Source organism: Stenotrophomonas sp. G4 (assembly GCF_003428825.1).
GTDB lineage: Bacteria > Pseudomonadota > Gammaproteobacteria > Xanthomonadales > Xanthomonadaceae > Stenotrophomonas > Stenotrophomonas indicatrix.
On the sequence record NZ_CP031741.1, the window covers coordinates 2,030,179 to 2,046,797 of the forward strand.

17 protein-coding genes are annotated in these 16,619 nt (G+C 67.9%); 7 read left to right on the forward strand and 10 right to left on the reverse strand.

What is annotated here, in order from left to right:
- The first annotated feature begins 42 nt into the window (after positions 1-42).
- The 4 genes from D0Y85_RS09560 (at position 43) to D0Y85_RS09575 (ending at position 5,539) form a co-directional block, all read left to right on the forward strand.
- Positions 43-1,191: an efflux RND transporter periplasmic adaptor subunit gene (locus D0Y85_RS09560; RefSeq protein WP_117310292.1), complete on the forward strand. Its 1,149-nt coding sequence runs from the start codon at positions 43-45 to the stop codon at positions 1,189-1,191.
- 21 nt (positions 1,192-1,212) lie between these two features.
- Positions 1,213-4,377, forward strand: coding sequence for a multidrug efflux RND transporter permease subunit (locus D0Y85_RS09565; RefSeq protein ID WP_117310293.1), 3,165 nt, complete (start codon positions 1,213-1,215; stop codon positions 4,375-4,377).
- Positions 4,358-4,750 (forward strand): nuclear transport factor 2 family protein, encoded by a 393-nt coding sequence (locus D0Y85_RS09570; protein ID WP_117310294.1) that lies wholly within the window; start codon positions 4,358-4,360, stop codon positions 4,748-4,750. Before D0Y85_RS09565 ends, D0Y85_RS09570 begins: the two co-directional genes overlap by 20 nt.
- A gap of 84 nt (positions 4,751-4,834) precedes the next feature.
- A complete protein-coding gene (locus tag D0Y85_RS09575; protein ID WP_117310295.1) occupies positions 4,835-5,539 on the forward strand; it encodes an MliC family protein in 705 nt (234 codons plus the stop codon).
- 73 nt (positions 5,540-5,612) lie between these two features.
- On the opposite strand, the gene D0Y85_RS09580 is transcribed toward D0Y85_RS09575, so the two are convergent.
- From D0Y85_RS09580 to D0Y85_RS09610, 7 genes are all read right to left on the reverse strand, one after another.
- Positions 5,613-6,155, reverse strand: coding sequence for a hypothetical protein (locus tag D0Y85_RS09580; RefSeq protein ID WP_229291266.1), 543 nt, complete (start codon positions 6,153-6,155; stop codon positions 5,613-5,615).
- Positions 6,136-6,702, reverse strand: a complete 567-nt coding sequence (yeiP, locus tag D0Y85_RS09585; protein ID WP_006363947.1) for an elongation factor P-like protein YeiP — start codon at positions 6,700-6,702, stop codon at positions 6,136-6,138. The genes D0Y85_RS09580 and yeiP overlap by 20 nt, the downstream gene beginning before the upstream one ends.
- Positions 6,703-6,751: 49 nt before the next feature.
- Positions 6,752-7,522 carry an SDR family NAD(P)-dependent oxidoreductase gene (locus D0Y85_RS09590; RefSeq protein WP_032975499.1) on the reverse strand — a complete coding sequence of 257 codons (771 nt, stop codon included), beginning with the start codon at positions 7,520-7,522 and terminating at the stop codon, positions 6,752-6,754.
- 79 nt (positions 7,523-7,601) lie between these two features.
- Complete coding sequence (locus D0Y85_RS09595) at positions 7,602-10,175, reverse strand: EAL domain-containing protein (RefSeq protein ID WP_117310296.1); 2,574 nt, start codon at positions 10,173-10,175, stop codon at positions 7,602-7,604.
- Positions 10,172-11,065: a hydroxymethylglutaryl-CoA lyase gene (locus D0Y85_RS09600; RefSeq protein ID WP_117310297.1), complete on the reverse strand. Its 894-nt coding sequence runs from the start codon at positions 11,063-11,065 to the stop codon at positions 10,172-10,174. Before D0Y85_RS09600 ends, D0Y85_RS09595 begins: the two co-directional genes overlap by 4 nt.
- A 173-nt stretch (positions 11,066-11,238) precedes the next feature.
- Entirely contained in the window at positions 11,239-11,625 is a 387-nt protein-coding gene (locus D0Y85_RS09605) for a VOC family protein (protein ID WP_117310298.1), read from the reverse strand.
- Position 11,626: 1 nt separating this feature from the next.
- A complete protein-coding gene (locus D0Y85_RS09610) occupies positions 11,627-12,415 on the reverse strand; it encodes an enoyl-CoA hydratase-related protein (protein WP_117310299.1) in 789 nt (262 codons plus the stop codon).
- Positions 12,416-12,535: 120 nt separating this feature from the next.
- Here D0Y85_RS09610 and D0Y85_RS09615 point away from each other — a divergent pair, with 120 nt between their 5' ends.
- From D0Y85_RS09615 to D0Y85_RS09625, 3 genes are read left to right on the forward strand one after another with little or no spacing between them, the layout of a single operon-like run.
- A complete protein-coding gene (locus D0Y85_RS09615) occupies positions 12,536-12,790 on the forward strand; it encodes a FeoA family protein (protein WP_025874743.1) in 255 nt (84 codons plus the stop codon).
- The gene (feoB, locus tag D0Y85_RS09620) at positions 12,787-14,649 is read left to right on the forward strand and encodes a ferrous iron transport protein B (RefSeq protein ID WP_117310300.1); all 1,863 of its coding nucleotides are present in this window, start codon (positions 12,787-12,789) and stop codon (positions 14,647-14,649) included. The genes D0Y85_RS09615 and feoB overlap by 4 nt, the downstream gene beginning before the upstream one ends.
- Complete coding sequence (locus D0Y85_RS09625) at positions 14,649-14,903, forward strand: DUF6587 family protein (protein WP_117310301.1); 255 nt, start codon at positions 14,649-14,651, stop codon at positions 14,901-14,903. Before feoB ends, D0Y85_RS09625 begins: the two co-directional genes overlap by 1 nt.
- Before the next feature lie 31 nt (positions 14,904-14,934).
- On the opposite strand, the gene D0Y85_RS09630 is transcribed toward D0Y85_RS09625, so the two are convergent.
- The 3 genes from D0Y85_RS09630 to D0Y85_RS09640 all read right to left on the reverse strand — a co-directional run bounded on the left by D0Y85_RS09630 (position 14,935) and on the right by D0Y85_RS09640 (position 16,552).
- Positions 14,935-15,402, reverse strand: coding sequence for a DUF4304 domain-containing protein (locus tag D0Y85_RS09630; RefSeq protein WP_229291269.1), 468 nt, complete (start codon positions 15,400-15,402; stop codon positions 14,935-14,937).
- A gap of 117 nt (positions 15,403-15,519) precedes the next feature.
- Positions 15,520-16,101, reverse strand: a complete 582-nt coding sequence (locus tag D0Y85_RS09635; protein WP_117310302.1) for an NAD(P)H-dependent oxidoreductase — start codon at positions 16,099-16,101, stop codon at positions 15,520-15,522.
- A gap of 55 nt (positions 16,102-16,156) precedes the next feature.
- Positions 16,157-16,552, reverse strand: coding sequence for a MerR family transcriptional regulator (locus D0Y85_RS09640; RefSeq protein ID WP_088100897.1), 396 nt, complete (start codon positions 16,550-16,552; stop codon positions 16,157-16,159).
- Between the last annotated feature and the right edge of the window lie 67 nt (positions 16,553-16,619).

Below are 16,619 nucleotides of genomic sequence, written 5' to 3' on the forward strand. Positions count from 1 at the left end.
CTTCATGATTCCTCAGCCGCGTCTGCGGCACTGTGCACAGCAATGAGAACCTTCAGGACTCCGGTCGCGCTGGTCGCGGCCTTCGCCTTGGCCATGACGGCCTGTTCCCGCCCCGAACCCGCCGTCGAAGCCGCGCCGCGTGTCAGCGTGGTCACCGTTGGCCCGCAGGTGGTGCAGCGCGATGATGAGCTGCCTGGCCGGGTGGCGGCGGTGCGCACCGCGCAGATCCGTGCGCAGGTCGGCGGCATCGTGCAGCGCCGGATGTTCGAGCAGGGGGCGGAAGTACATGCAGGTCAACCGCTGTTCCAGATCGACCCGGCGGCGTTCCGCGCCGACGTCGATTCGGCGCTGGCGGCCCTGCAGCGCACCGAGGCGGCGCTGGGTCGCAGCCGCGTGCAGTCACAGCGGCTGCAGGCATTGGCGGCCGCGCAGGCGGTCAGCCAGCAGCACCGCGACGATGCCAGTGCCGAGCATGAGCAGGCCCGGGCAGCGGTCAACGAGGCGCGCGCGATCCTTGCGCGGCGCCAGCTTGACCTGCGCTACGCCACGGTCAGTGCACCGATCGATGGCCGCATCGATCAGGCACTGGTGACCGAAGGTGCACTGGTCGGCGTCGCCGACGCCGAACCGATGGCGGTGGTGCAGCAGATCGACCAGGTCTACGTGGACGTGCGCCAGCCTGCTTCGCAGCTGCAGTCCCTGCAGCGCAGCGCGGTGGACGGCGAGTTGCCGGTGACGATCATCGCCGCGGCGGGTACGCCGCTGCCCGAGCGCGGCCGGCTGCTGTTCTCCGGTGTCAATGTCGATGCCCGCACCGGCGACGTGATCCTGCGCATCCTGGTCGACAACCCGGAGCGGCAGTTGTTGCCGGGCATGTACGTACGTGCCCGGGTGCCGCGTGGTGCGCCGGCCAGCGCGTTGCTGCTGCCGCAGCAGGCAGTGCTGCGCAGCGCCGGTGGCCAGGCCTATGCCTGGGTCATCGCCGCCGATGGCAAGGCGGTGATCCGCACGCTGGAGGTGGACGGCAGCGTCAACCGGCAATGGCTGGTGCGGCACGGCCTGAAGGCCGGCGAGAAGGTGGTGGTGGAAGGCCAGGAGCGCCTGCAGGAAGGCGTGCTGGTCGATCCGCGCGACTGGCAGGCGCCGGTCGCCAGTGCCAGCGCACCGCCGACATCCGAACGCCAGGGCTGAGCCCTTCCAGGAACCTACGACATGGCTCGCTTCTTCATCGATCGCCCGGTATTTGCCTGGGTGCTGGCGATCTTCGTCATCCTGTCCGGCGTGCTGGCCATTCCGCGGCTGGCGGTCGAGCGCTACCCGGCGGTCGCACCGCCCAGCGTCAGCATCTATGCCAGCTATCCCGGCGCCAGCCCGCAGACATTGAATGATGCGGTGGTCGGCCTGATCGAGCGCGAGCTGTCCAGCGTCAAGCATCTGCTGTACTTCGAATCGTCGGTGGACACCTCCGGTGAAGCGTCGATCACCGCCACCTTCAAGCCAGGCACCGACCCTGAGCTGGCGCAGGTGGACGTGCAGAACCGGATCAAGGCGATCGAGCCGCGCCTGCCGCGCAGCGTGCGCCAGAATGGCCTGTTCGTGGAGGCGGCCGACTCCGGGTTCCTGATGCTGGTGGGCCTGCGCTCACCCGATGGCAGTGTCAGCGAAGCGGCGCTGGGCGATTTCATGGCGCGCAACATCATCGAGGAGCTGCGGCGCATCGACGGCGTCGGCCGCGTGCAGCTGTTCGGCGCCGAACAGGCGATGCGGATCTGGCTGGACCCGACCCGCCTGACCGGCTACGGCCTGACCATGGGCGATGTCGCCAGCGCGATCGAGCAGCAGAACCTGGAGATCTCGCCGGGCCGCATCGGCGATTCGCCCGGTGTTCCCGGCCAGCGCATCACCGTGCCCTTGAGTGCCGAAGGCCAGCTGTCCACGCCCGGGCAGTTCGCGGCGATCGTGCTGCGCGCCGGTGCCGATGGTTCGCGCGTGCTGCTTGGCGATGTCGCCCGGGTCGAACTGGGCGCGCAGAGCTACGCTTGGGGCACGCGCGAAGATGGCTATCCGGCGACGGCCGCCGGCGTGCAGCTGCGCCCCGGTGCGAATGCGGTGCGTACCGCCACGGCGGTGCGCGAACGCATGGCCGACCTTCAGCCGCTGCTGCCGCACGGTGTCGAATCCAGCATTCCGTTCGATACCGCGCCCTTCGTGAAAGTATCGATCCAGAAGGTGCTGCAGACCCTGATCGAGGCGATGCTGCTGGTGTTTGCAGTGATGTACCTGTTCCTGCAGAACTGGCGCTACACGCTGATCCCCGCCCTGGTCGCGCCGATCGCGCTGCTGGGCACCTTCGCGGTGATGCTGGCGCTGGGTTTCTCGATCAACGTATTGACCATGTTCGGCATGGTGCTGGCGATCGGCGTCATTGTTGACGACGCGATCGTGGTGGTCGAGGGCGTGGAGCGGATCATGGCCGAAGAGGGACTGCCGCCGCGCGAGGCCACGATCAAGGCGATGCGTGAGCTGACCGGTGCGGTGATCGGCATCACCCTGGTGCTGACGGCGGTGTTCATCCCGATGGCGCTGGCCAGTGGTTCGGTTGGTGCGATCTACCGCCAGTTCAGCGTGGCGATGTCGGTGTCCATCCTGTTCTCGGCACTGCTGGCGCTGAGCCTGACCCCGGCGCTCTGCGCGACGCTGCTGCGGCAGGGCACACGTGGTCACCATGGCCGCGGCGGCGTGTTCGGTGCGTTCAACCGCGGCTTCGAGCGGATGACCGGGCGTTACCAGCAGGGCGTGGCGGCCGTACTGCGGCGCAGTGGCCGGGTGATGGGCCTGTTCGCGGCCTTGCTGGTGGCGCTGCTGATCGGCCTGCATTGGTTGCCGGGTGCGTTCCTGCCGGAAGAGGACCAGGGCTATTTCATGACTTCCATCCAGCTGCCGGCCGAAGCAACCGCCGAGCGTACGCTGGCGGTGGTCGAAGCCTACGAACAGCATGTCGCGTCGCGGCCGGCGATCGCGTCCAACCAGGCCATCCTCGGCTACAGCTTTTCCGGTTCCGGCCCCAGTGCGGCGCTGACCTACACCATGTTGAAGGACTGGGGTGAACGCGGCGGCAGCACCGCATCGGACGAGGTGAAGGCGGCGCAGCAGGCCATGGCAACGGTCCCGGAAGGCGAGGTGATGAGCGTGATGCCGCCGGCCATCGACAGCCTTGGCCGTTCCTCCGGCTTCTCGCTGGCGCTGCAGGCGCGTACCGGACAGGGCCAGGCCGAGCTGCGCGCTGCCCTGCAGCAGCTGCTGAAACTGGCAGAGGCAAGTCCGTTGCTGGCCGAAGTGAATGCCGATGGACTGCCGGCGGGCAGCAATGTCCGGCTGGACATCGATCGCGCCAAGGCCGAAGCGATGGGCGTGGCGTTCACCGACATCAGTGCCACGTTGTCGGCGGCAATGGGCTCGCAGTACGTCAACGATTTTCCCAATCGCGGGCGCATGCAGCAGGTGATCATGCAGGCCGATGCGCCGTACCGGATGCAGCTGGAGGACGTGTTGAAGCTGTATGTCCGCAACAGCCAGGGCGGCATGGTGGCGCTCTCCGAGCTGGTCACCCCGCACTGGACCGAGGCGCCGCTGCAGCTGCAACGTTACCTGGGGTTCCCGGCATTGAACCTGTCCGGCGCACCCGCAGGCGGGGTGTCCACCGGCCAGGCGATGGTCGAGATGGAGCGCCTTGCCCAGCAGCTGCCACCGGGCTTCGCCCTGCAGTGGACCAGCCAGTCGCTGCAGGAGCGTGAGTCCGGCGCGCAGGCGCCGTGGTTGCTGCTGCTGTCGATGCTGGTGGTGTTCCTGGTGCTGGCGGCACTGTACGAGAGCTGGTCGATCCCGCTGGCGGTGATGCTGGTGGTGCCGTTGGGCCTGCTCGGCGCTGTTGCTGCGGTGTTGCTGCGCGGGATGCCCAATGACGTGTTCTTCAAGGTCGGCATGATCACGGTGATCGGACTTTCGGCGAAGAACGCGATCCTGATCGTCGAGTTCGCCCGCCAACTGCAACAGCAGGGACGCGGTCTGGTCGAGGCGACCATCGAAGCAGCACGCCTGCGATTGCGACCGATCGTGATGACCTCGCTGGCGTTCGCGCTGGGCGTGGTGCCGCTGATGCTGGCGCAGGGGGCTTCAAAGGAAACGCAACAGGCCATCGGTACCGGTGTGTTCGGCGGCATGGTCAGTGCGACCGTGTTGGCCGTGTTCTTCGTGCCGGTGTTCTATGTGGTGGTGCAGGGGGCGCAGCAGTGGCTTGGGCAGCGCCTGCGCCGACGCCGGCCGGCGCCGGGAGGGAGCGTAGATGGAAGGCAGGTGGATGGAAAGCAGGAACCCTGAGGGCCTGTACGAGGCGCAGCTGCGCGTGTTGGAGCAGCAGCTGCGCGATGCGCTGCTGGACGGCGACCATGGCGCAGCCACTGCGCTGCTGTCACCGGTGTTGTTCATGATGGACGGGCAGGGCGGGCGGGTGCTCGACCTGCCCTGGTTGAGGGACTGGCAGCAAGGGCATCTGCAGATTCATGCGCTGCAGGCCCATGCGGTGGAGACGCTGCTGTGTGGTCGGCTGGCGTTGTTGTCCAGTGATGTTCAGCTGCATGTGCATTGGCGGGGACGCGAACACGTGCAGCGCCTGCGCCTGCTGCGCGTCTGGACAAGCGCTTCCGGTGTCAGCGGCGCGCAGCTGCTGTCGATGGCGGTGCTGGCAGGCTGAACAGGGTCATGCAGCTTTCAGGCCCCCTTCTGCATGCAGGTGGTACGTTTCCCGGTTCCTGAAGTGTCGACAAGGAGTCGAGCCATGCGTGTACTTCCCAGCCTGATGGCGGCTTCCCTGGGCCTGGTGTTGAGTGCCTGTCAACCGGCACAGACGCCGGCCGCCAGCAATGCAGGCGATGCGGCCGCAACGCCGGCGCCGGTGGCCGCCGCTGCTGATGGCGGCGGCGATGGCGCCGGCAACCAAACCCTCTATCGCTGCGGCGACCTTGATGCGCGCGCGACCTTCAACGGAGAGGAGGCAGCGACGGTTGTGATTGGCGGGCGCAGTTTCGCGATGTCCTCCGAACGTGCAGCCTCCGGTGCAAAGTATGCCGACGGCAAGGGCAACAGCTTCTGGACCCGCGGCAATGACGACGCGCTGCTCAGCCTGAAGGGCGAGGCGGACCGCGAATGCACCGCGGTGGAGGCAACCGAGGGCGATGGCAGTGCCGGTAACGCGGCGTTCCGTGCCACCGGCAACGAGCCGGGCTGGCTGGCCGTCGTCGACGGCGATACGCCGGGCCTGCAGGTGGATGTGGATTACGGCGAGCGCCGCTTCACCGTCGCCAAACCGACCGAGGGTGCGGATGGCTGGGTGGGCAAGGCGGCGGATGGCACCGACATCAAGCTGAGCTTCCAGCGCACCACCTGCCAGGACGACATGAGTGGCGAGACATTCGAGGCCAAGGCGATGCTGGCCGTGGGCACGCGCCAGTACCACGGCTGCGGCAACTTCGGCGGCAAATAAGAAAAAGGGGACGGAGGGGATGACGTCGTTTGTGCCATGAACGATGTAATCCCCTCCGTCCCCTTTTTTTCCGTCAGCCCTCGCAGGGCTTCAGACCCAGATCCGGAGACAGGTCGTAGCGCAGGTTCACGCCGATCAACGCCTGCCGGATCGCGCAGTCATCGCGATGGCGGGCCACCAGGCCGGCAAAGATCTTCTTTCGATCGTCGCAGAACCTGGCAGTTGCGGCCTCCAGCTCGCGACGGCGGGCGTCGTCGTAGGGTTCTTCGCCGGCAAAATGCTGGCAGCTGTTCTCCCGTGCGATGAAGGCCTGCACATCGGCGGGCATGTCGCAGTAGATGCGGATGTCCTGCAGGAAAGCGACGTCGTTGGGGACGCTGCAACCGGCCGCAGCCCGCGCCTGTTGCTCCTCCTCGGGGCTACCTGCCAGCGTCGCCGCAGCATCTGCTTCATCTGCAGCCGGTGCAACCGCAGCGGCAGGGGTGTCCGCTGCGGCGGGCTGCGTCACCGCGTCCGCGGCGACGTCACCGGTGCTGTCCGCTGCCTGCGGCGAGCACGCCACGAGCAGGGACAGGCAGGCGATCAGCGCAGCGCGGTTAATCGGCGCGGCCGGCAAATTCGCCGGTGGCGGTGTTCACCAGCACACGCTCACCGTTGACGATGTACTCCGGCACCATGATCTCGATGCCGGTGTTGAGTTTGGCCGGCTTCGGGCGCTTGGTGGCGGTGCCGCCCTTCAGTTCCGGCGGCGTCTCGATCACTTCCAGCACCACCGAGGCCGGCAGCTGGATGGCCACCGGCTGCTCGTCGATCACCTGCACGTAGATGCCGGTCAGGCCGTCGGTGATGTAGCCGGCGTCATCGCCGATCACGTCCGCGTCCAGGGTGTAGGGGGTGTAGTCCTCGTCGTCCAGGAACACGAATGCATCGCCGTCCTTGTACGAGTAGGTGGACTGGCGGCGCAGCAGTTCGACTTCGACCAGGTTGTCGTCGGCATCGAAGCTGGCGTCGAGCTTGTTGCCGCCCGGCACGCTGTACATGATGAAGCGGAAGCGGACGTTGCCGCCGCGACCCTGCGGCGAGCTGCGCTCGATGTCGCGGATCTGGTAGACGCCGTTGTTGAACTCGACGACGTTGCCCTTCTTGATGTCGTTGGCTTTCATGATGATGTTGGTCGTTGGGGGAGGGCGCCGTCCCGGCGCCCGGGGGGAATCACTTCGGAGCGAGCCGGGTGGCGCCGTCCAGGCGGATGGTCTCGCCGTTGATGTAGGTGTTGCCCAGGATGTGGCCGACCAGGCTGGCGAAGTCTTCCGGCTTGCCCAGGCGCGACGGGAACGGGATCGATGCGGCCAGCGATTCCTGCACGGCTTCGGGCATGCCATCGACCATTGGTGTCCAGAACACGCCCGGCGCGATGGTGTTGACGCGGATGCCGAAGCGCGACAGCTCGCGGGCCATCGGCAGGGTCATCGCCACCACGCCGCCCTTGGAGGCGGAGTAGGCGGCCTGGCCGATCTGGCCTTCGTAGGCAGCAACGCTGGCGGTATTGATGATGACGCCGCGCTCGCCGTCCACGCCGGCCTCGTTGTGCTGCATGCGGTTGGCTGCGGCCTTGGCGACATTGAAGCTGCCGACCAGGTTGACCATCACCGTGCCCTGGAACCCGGCCAGCGGCATCGGGCCTTCCTTGCCCAGCACGCGGCCAGCGCCGAGGATGCCGGCGCAGTTCATGGCGACATTCAGGCCGCCGAGGAAATCGCAGGCCTGGTCGATGGCCGCCGACACGGACGCTTCATCACTGACGTTGACGTTGAAATAGCGGGCGTTGTCCTGCCCCAGGCCGGCAACAGCGGCCGCGCCCTTGGCGTCGTTGAGGTCGAACAGGGCGACCTTGCCGCCCTCGGCAACCAGGTGCTGGGCCACGGCCAGGCCGAGGCCGGAGACGCCGCCAGTGATCACGGCACGTACGGAAGACAGCTGCATTGCACGGTCCTGCAGGTTCAAGAACCGCCGATTCTAACGGAAGCGACGGCAGCCGCCGTTGTGCACTGCGCCGCCGGCCTCAGCCCAGTTCGCGGGCGCGGCGCAGGCGGCGCTCGAAGTCGGCGGCGGGCAGGCCATGGGCGAACAGGAAACCCTGGCCGACGGTCACCCCCAGGTCGAGCAGGCACTGCCGTTGTGGCTCGGTCTCCACGCCTTCGGCGACCACGCCCAGCCCCAGGCTGCGCGCGATCGCGCAGACTGCCTCGCACACCGCCACATCCGAACGGTTGCGGGGAATGCCTTCGACGAACAGCTGGCTCAGCTTCAGCCCATGGATGGGCAGGCGCCGCAGGTAGTTCAGGGCGCTGTAGCCTTCGCCGAAGTCGTCGATGGTCAGCATCACCCCCATTTCGCGCAGGCGGGCGAAGGTGCGCAGGGTGTCCGGCGCATCCTCGATCAGCACCCGCTCGGTGAACTCCAGTTCCAGCACGCTGCCGGGCAGGCCGAACTCGTCCAGCACCTGCCGCACCCAGCGGGCGAGATCCTCACCAACGAACTGCCGCCAGGACACGTTGACCGCCACCCGCACCAGGCCGAGCCCGTCATCCTGCCATTGCCGTACCTGCCGGCAGGCTTCGCGCAGCGCCCATTGGCCGATGCGCACGATGTCGCCGGTGTGCTCGGCGTGGCGGATGAACAGGTCCGGGCGCATCTGCCCCAGCTGCGTGTTGTGCCAGCGCATCAACGCCTCGCAGGCGATGGTGGCGCCGCTGCGCAGGTTGACCTGTGGCTGGTACACCAGGTGGAACTCTTCCCCATCAAGGGCCTTGTGCAGCCGGCTCTCGATCTGCAGGCGGTCATGCTGGCGCTGCGCCAGTTCCGGGGAGAACACCTGCCAACCGTTGCGGGTGCGGCGCTTGCACTCGTACATCGCCGTGTCGGCGTTCTGGATCAGCTGCTGCGGCCGGTTGCCATCGCGCGGTGCGCGGGCGATGCCGATGCTGGCGGTCACCGGGAACTCATCGCTGCCCAGCTGGAACGGTGCCGAGAACGCCGCCGTGATGCGCTCGGCCAGCTGTTCGGCCTGGTCTGGCTGGTCGCGCAGGTCGCAGATCACCAGGAATTCGTCGCCGCCAAAGCGTGCAAGCAGGCCTTCGGTGCCGATCGCAGTGGCGATGCGCCGGGTCGCTTCGATCAACAGTTCATCACCGGCGTTGTGGCCAAGCAGGTCGTTGACCACCTTGAAGCGGTCCAGGTCGATATACAGCACCGCCACACGGTCGTGGCCGGGGCTGTGCATGCGCACGCCGAGGTCGCTCAGCACCGCATCGCGGTTCATGATTCCGGTCAGCGGGTCGGTGCGGGCCTGCACGCGCAGGGTTTCCTCGGCCTGCTTGCGCTCGGTGATGTCCTGCACGGTGCCGGTGATGCGTGCGGCATCGACATCGCCGGCCGGGACCTCGCCGATCATCCGTATCCAGAACGAGTGGCCATCGCGGCGCTGGCCCTGCAGCTCCAGGCCGAAGCTGCTGCGGTGTTCGATGGTGTCGGCCAGCGCCTGCTGCAGGGCGGCGCGGTCGTCGCTGCGCAGGCAGTCCAGCAGGTCGGGCATGTCCTCCAGGTCGGCCGGCTGGCCGACGATGCGCCGCGCTTCATCGGTGAGGTACAGGCGCTGCAGGCCGCGATCCCACTCCCAGCCGCCGATATGGGCCAGCGACTGCGCGCGCGCGAACAGGGTGTTGTTGCGCTTCAGTTCGGTGATGTCACTGAACATTGCATAGACATGGTCCGCCCGGTCGCAGCCGTTGCCGAACACCGGCACGTTGGTGGTGGACAACCAGAGCATGCGTCCGCGCGGGCGGTGGTACAGGCCGATGATGGTGCTGCGGATCACCCGCCCGGCCTGGAAGCAGCGGCTGGTCGGCCACTGTGACTGGGTCAACGGGTGGCCATGTTCGTCGACGATGATCCACGCTTCGGGATCGAGCATCGCGTTCAAGCCCACGCCGCCACCGGTGAGGCCGAGGATGCGATGTGCGGCCGGGTTGGCCGACAGCACGCGCAGGTCGCGGTCGAACAGGATCACGCCCTTGTCGATCGATTCCATCAACAGGCGATAGCGCGACTCGGCGCGCCAGCGCCCGCTCAAGTCGCGGGCGACGGCGACGATGCAGGGTTGGCCGCGGTCCTGGAAGCCGGCCGAGTGCACCTCCACCGGAAAGCGGCTGCCATCACCGCGCATGTTGGTTACTTCGATGACGTAGGTGTCGCCGCGGTTCAGCGCTTCCCACACCGGTTGCAGATGGTCGCTGGGCAGGTCGGGATTGAGCAGTTCGATCGGCTGGCCGACGATGTCCTCGCGCGGGCGGTCGTAGGCGACGATGCCGGCGCGGTTGACGTCCAGCACCACGCCTTCGGCGCTGAGGATGCTGACCGGGTCGGGCACGGCGTCGAACAACGCGGCATAGCGTGCCTGGGTATCCAGTTCGCGCTGCTGCGCATCGGCCAACGCCTGCCGTGCCTGGCGCAGCAGCCTGGCCTGGGCCGGCGGCGGCGAAGCAGCCAGCGCCGCGTCCAGAGCGGCCAGCGCGACGTCGGTTGCGGCGGGTGTATCGCCGATGGCCGGACGGTCGCGCGGGCCGCTGTCGTTCATGTCGCTGCCAGCGCCTGCCCGACGCGGCTGGCGGTCGCGCGGCCGAGCAGTCCGGCCAGCCAGCGGCCGGTCTCGGCCAGCGACGGCAGGTCGACCCCGCACTCCAGGCCCAGGCCCTGCAGCAGGTACACCACGTCCTCGCTGGCCACGTTGCCGCTGGCGCCCTTCGCGTACGGGCAGCCGCCGGCACCGGACACCGCACTGTCGACCACGCGCACGCCTTCTTCCAGGCAGGCGGCGATGTTGGCGATGGCCTGGCCGTAGGTATCGTGGAAGTGCACGGCCAGTGCGCTCATCGGGATCTCGGCAGCCACCGACTGCAGCATGGCGCGGGCCTTGCGTGGCGTGCCGACGCCGATGGTGTCGCCCAGCGAGATCTCATAGCACCCCATCTGGTGCAGGGCGCGGGCCACGCGCACCACATCGGCCAGCGGCACTTCGCCCTGGTAGGGGCAGCCGAGCACGGTGGACACGTAGCCGCGCACGCGCACGCCATCCGCCGCCGCACGACGCAGGATCGGCTCGAAGCGGGCCAGCGATTCATCGATGCCGGCGTTGGTGTTGGTGCGGTTGAAGGCTTCCGATGCAGCGGTGAACACCGCGATTTCCTGCACGCCGACGGCGCGCGCACGGTCGTAGCCCTGTTCGTTCGGCACCAGCACCGGATAGGCGATGCCCGCGCGGCGCTGGATGCCGACATAGACCTCGGCAGCATCGGCCAGTTGCGGGACCCAGCGCGGGCTGACGAAGCTGGTCGCCTCGATCGTACGCAGGCCGGTGGCCGACAGGCGATCGATCAGGGCGATCTTGTCGGTGGTGGCCACGGCCTGCTTTTCGTTCTGCAGCCCATCGCGCGGGCCAACCTCGACGATACGGACGAAATCGCTCACCGGGGCACCCCTGCGGCGGGCGGGACGGGAAGGGCAGGGCGGATGGGATCGGTTGGGGTCACGGCGGTTCCTGGGAAACGGGGGGGCGGCCCGGTCTTCGCCAGGCTGCCAGATGAGATACGCAGGCGGGTCGCACAAGCGGCCACGCCTGCGCCTGGTGGCGACGCAGGGGTCTACCCGGGCAGGTGGCAGACCGCCTCGATGTTGTTGCCGTCGGGGTCGATCACGAAGGCGGCGTAATAGTCCGGGTGGTACCAGGGACGCAGGCCGGGCGCACCATTGTCGCGTGCCCCTGCGGCCAGCGCGGCGGCGTGGAAGGCATCAACCTGGGCGCGCTCGGCGCAGACGAAGGCCACGTGCACGCCCTGGCTGAGCGGCGTTGCATTGCCCAGCCAGAAGAACGGCTTGCCGTGGTTGCCGAAACCCACGTGGTCGTGGGCGCCGGTCTGTTCGGCGCTGACCTCCATCACCACGCCGATCTGCAACGGTGCCAGCGCCTGCAGGAAGAAGGCCCTGCTGCGCGGCAGGTTGCTGCTGTTCAAGCCGATATGGTCCAGCATGTCAGGCCTCCGTGACCCAGTGCGGCGCGCGTTTGTCGAGGAAGGCACCCAGGCCCTCCTGGCCTTCGGCCGATACCCGCAGGCGGGCGATCAGGGCGGCATTGTCACGGTCCAGGCTGTCGCGATCATGAGCGTCGCGAACCTGCCGGACCAGCAGTTTGGCCGAAGCCGAGGCGATCGGTCCGGCCTTGTCGAGCAGGGCCAGCTGTCGCTGCACCGCCTCGTCCAGGCGTTCTGGCTCCACCAGCTGGTGGATCAGGCCGATGCGCAGGGCGGTGTCGGCGTCGAAGTGCTCGCCGGTGGCGAACCAGCGGCGGGACTGGCGACTGCCGATGGCCTCGATCACATAGGGCGAGATCACTGCCGGCAGCAGGCCCAGGCGGCTTTCGGTGAGGCCGAAACGGGCGGCGGTGGTAGCGATGGCGATATCGCAGCAGGCCACCAGGCCGACGCCACCACCGAAGGCAGCGCCGTGGACGCGGGCGAGGGTGGGCTTGGGCAGCTCGTCCAGGGTGCGCATCAGGCGGGCCAGGGCCAGGGCGTCGTCACGGTTGTCCGCCTCGCTGGCAGAGGCCATGCCGCGCATCCACTGCATGTCGGCACCGGCGGAGAAGGAGGCACCGTGGCCGGCCACCACCACCGTGCGCACGGTGTCATCGTGGCCGGCCGCTTCCAGGGCTGCGGTCAGCCGGGCGATCAGGCCGGCGTCAAAGGCGTTGTGCAGCTCCGGCCGGTTCAGCCAGAGGGTCAGGACAGCGCCGTTGCGCTCGATCTGCAAAGCATCGTTCATGGGATTCCGGGGGTTGCTCCATACCTGTATGGATCATAGCGGGCCATTGGTCATGGGCCATGACGCGACGCGGGAATGTTAGAATCGAGAACCATTTACATCCAGCAGAGAACACGCTAGATGACGCTGTCCGAACTGCCCCTGCACGCCTCGGCCGTGGTCGATTCCGTGCAGGACCTGCATGCCAACGATGCCATCGCCCGGCGCCTGCGCGAGCTGGGCTTCGTCAAGGGCGAGGAAGTGCGCCTGGTGGCGCGAGGCCCGGTTGGTGGCGAGCCGCTGCTGGTGCAGGTCGGGTTCACCCGTTTCGCGCTGCGTATCAGTGAGGCCCGGCGCGTGGTCATCGACCCGGCCAGCCAGGAGGGACGTGCATGAGCGCCACCGCAACCGCCGCCCCGCTGCGCATCGCGCTGGTCGGCAACCCCAACAGCGGCAAGACCGCGCTGTTCAACCAGCTGACCGGCAGCCGGCAGAAGGTCGCCAATTACACCGGCGTCACCGTTGAGCGCAAGGAAGGCCGCCTGCGTGCGCCGTCCGGCCGCGAGTTCGCCGTGCTCGACCTGCCGGGCGCCTACAGCCTGCAGCCGGCCAGCCTGGACGAGGCGATCACCCGCGACCTGTGCCGGGGGTTCTACCCGGGTGAGGCCGCGCCGGACGTCCTTCTGTGCGTGATCGACGCCACCAACCTGCGCCTGCACCTGCGCTTCGCCCTGGAACTGCGCGAGCTGGGCAAGCCGATGATCGTCGCCCTGAACATGGTCGACGCCGCGCAGCGCCGCGGCATCCAGATCGATGTGGCCGCGCTGGAGCGCGAGATCGGTGTGCCGGTGGTGGAAACCGTGGCGGTACGCAAGCAGGGCGCGCGTGCACTGGTGGAACGCCTGGATACGATGGTGCCGCACCTGGATGCGCCGCTGGCCGGCGTTGAGAGTGGCGCGGACTACCACGCGCAGGTGCGCGCGATCCTGGCCGCAGCCGTACGCATGCCGGCACGGACGGCGAAGATCGACGACACGCTGGACCGCTGGCTGCTGCATCCGGTGTTCGGCCTGATCACGCTGGTGGTGGTGATGTTCCTGATCTTCCAGGCGGTGTTCGCCTGGGCCACGCCGCTGATGGATGGCATCGAGGCCGGCTTTGCCTGGCTGGGTGAGCTGGCCGCCAGCGTGCTGCCGGCAGGTCCGCTGACCAGCCTGCTGACCGACGGCATCATCGCCGGCCTGGGCGGCGTGGTGGTGTTCCTGCCGCAGATCCTGATCCTGTTCGCCTTCATCCTGGCGCTGGAAGAGTCCGGTTACCTGCCACGCGCCGCGTTCCTGCTGGACCGCATGATGGCGGCGGCCGGCCTGTCGGGGCGGTCGTTCATCCCGCTGCTGTCCAGCTTTGCCTGCGCGGTGCCGGGCATCATGGCCACCCGCAGCATCCAGGACCCGCGTGACCGCCTGGCCACGATCCTGGTGGCACCGTTGATGACCTGCTCGGCAAGGCTGCCGGTGTATGCGCTGCTGATCGGTGCGTTCATACCGGCCGGCAGGATCGGCATCTTCAACCAGCAGGGCCTGGTGCTGTTCGGCCTGTACGTGGCCGGCATCCTCAGCGCGCTGGTGATGTCGTGGGTGATGAAGAAGTGGCGCCGCGACAAGAGCGAGCACCCGCTGATGCTGGAGCTGCCGTCATACCGCATTCCGCATCCGCGCGACCTCGCCGTCGGCCTGTACGAGCGCGGCATGATCTTCCTCAAGCGTGTCGGCGGCATCATCCTGGCGCTGACCATCCTGCTGTGGTTCCTGCTGTCGTTCCCGGGCGCGCCCGCCGACGCGACGATGCCGGCCATCGACTACAGCTACGCCGGCCAGATCGGCCACGCGATGACCGCGATCTTCGCGCCGCTGGGCTTCAACTGGCAGATCTGCATCGCGCTGATCCCGGGCCTCGCTGCGCGCGAAGTTGCGGTGTCCTCGCTGGCGACGGTGTACGCGCTGTCGGCCGCCGATGACGATGCGGCGATCTCCGCACTGTCGCCGGTGGTGGCTGATGGCTGGTCGCTGGCTACCGGCCTGGCCCTGCTGGTGTGGTTCATCTACGCGCCGATGTGCATTTCGACGCTGGCCACCATCAAGCGCGAGACCAACTCGTGGAAGCAGATGGGCTTTGCGGCGTTCTACCTGTTCGCCGCGGCGTACGTGGCCGCGCTGATCACCTACCAGGTGACCGTGGCGCTGGGAGGCGGCTGATGGACGCCGGCCTGCTGGTGCAGTACCTGATCATCGCGCTGGCCGTGCTGGTCAGTGCGTGGGTGGTGTTGAAGAAGCAAGCGCCCGGCACCGTGCGCAAGCTGCGCGGCGCGCTGGCACTGGCGCTGCTGAGGCCGGGCCGTGCGGCCTGGCTGCAGGCGCTGGGCCGGAAGATCGCGCCGCCGGCCACTGGCGGTGGCGGGGCGTGCGGCGGCTGCGACAGCTGCGGACCGACGCCGCCGAAGCAGCACTGAGCCCGGCTGGGTGAGAGCGAACTCCGGTCCGCTAGACGTCCTTGAGGATGATGGCGGAAAATCTGCGCTGCTGATAAAGGCGCCTCACCGATTCACGGGTCACTTGGGAGGTAACGAAGTCCAGCGTGTCGGCCAAGGCTTCGTTCAGTAGGTCTTCTATCCCAATTGCATCCTCCGCCTTGAGCAAAGCGTCGAGATCTTCCTGCGTGAACGGTCGACGGAGGTCGGGCGTATTCTCTATCCGCCAGCTTACGTGGGGGTGCGGAGTGATCGCGCGGTGCTTGAATGCATTTTCCACTTCATCGGGAGAAGGCGGTTGCGCTAGGAGGTCTGGGAAATACAAGCCGAGATTCACGTAGAAGCCTCGGCCCAAGCGGGACCCTTGGTGATTCAGGACGAGTAAGACGTCACCCAATTGCCGGTAGCGGGTTGCTGTAGTGCCGGCGAAGCCTGCCTGCTTTGCGCATCTGCCGAAAATGGTCGCGGATCTGATGTTCACTGGGATCTTCTGGATCGGGAAAGCTGCGCACAGCTTCGCGTGGCGGTCTCTTGCCAACAATGGGCAGATGCGACACCTGGGACGTCGGCTGAGAATTCCTCCACGCGCGGCGTGGATCTACCGCGCCTGCCTGCCCAGCTCCGCCACCCGCGCCAACCAGCGCTCCCGCTGTGCGGGCGTGCTGCTGCGCACCGGGCCCAGCCGGCTGACCCGCACCGGGCGGATGCCGCAGAACTCAAGGATGGTGGCGCGGATCTGGGTGATGCCCGGATCGCGGTAGATCCAGCGGTAGTACCAGGGCGGCGTATCCAGCGTGGTGATGACCCGCGCGCTGCGCCCCGCCAGCAGCCGGTCCCACCACACCGAATCGCGACGGTAGCGGAAGGCGAAGCCCGGCAGCAGCACGCGATCGAAGAAGCCCTTCAGCAGTGCCGGCATCGCGCCCCACCACGTCGGGTAGACCAGCACCAGATGGTCGCAGGCCTGGATCGCGTCTGCTGCATCCTGCAGGTCGGTTTCCAACGGCTGGATCTGGCGATAACCGTGGCGCAGCACCGGGTCGAACTGAAGGTCGCCCAAGGCGATCATGCGCACGTGGTGGCCGGCGTTGCGGGCGGCGGTCGCGTAGCGCTGGGCGAGGGCGCCGCACAGGCTGTCGCGGTCGGGATGGCCAAGCAGGATCAGGATGGAGCGGGGCACGGCAGTCTCGGGGGCTGGAAAGCATCCGACGTTGCGCTATGCCCCAAGGGCAGAGTCAAACCCCGCCAGGGCAGCCAGCGGGAGCCAGCACGCAGGGACCATCGCCCTGCTGCAGCCATTGCCGCAGCTCGTCACCCACCTGCTGCAGTTCGACCTCGACGCGGGCAAGCCGCTCGCGCTCGGCGGCAATCGCAGTGCGCTGGCGTTCCAACAGGGCGAGCACGGCTGGCCAGTCCAGCTGGCCGTCGCCGCGCTGCAGGCGGGTGATGGCGGCCAATCCGATGCCCAGCCCCAGTGCCTGCCGGATCAGCTGCACCCAGGCCACGTCCTGCTCGCTGTAGTCGCGATAGCGGTTCAGGCGCGGCACTGGCGGCAGCAGGCCGCGTGCCTCGTACAGGCGGATGGCCTTGGCGCTGGCGCCGGTACGGCGGGCGACTTCGGAAATGCGCACCGTTTCAGCCCTGCATCCGCGCAGGTGGCATGATGGCGTCAGCGCTTGGCGCGGGCGGTTTGCAAAG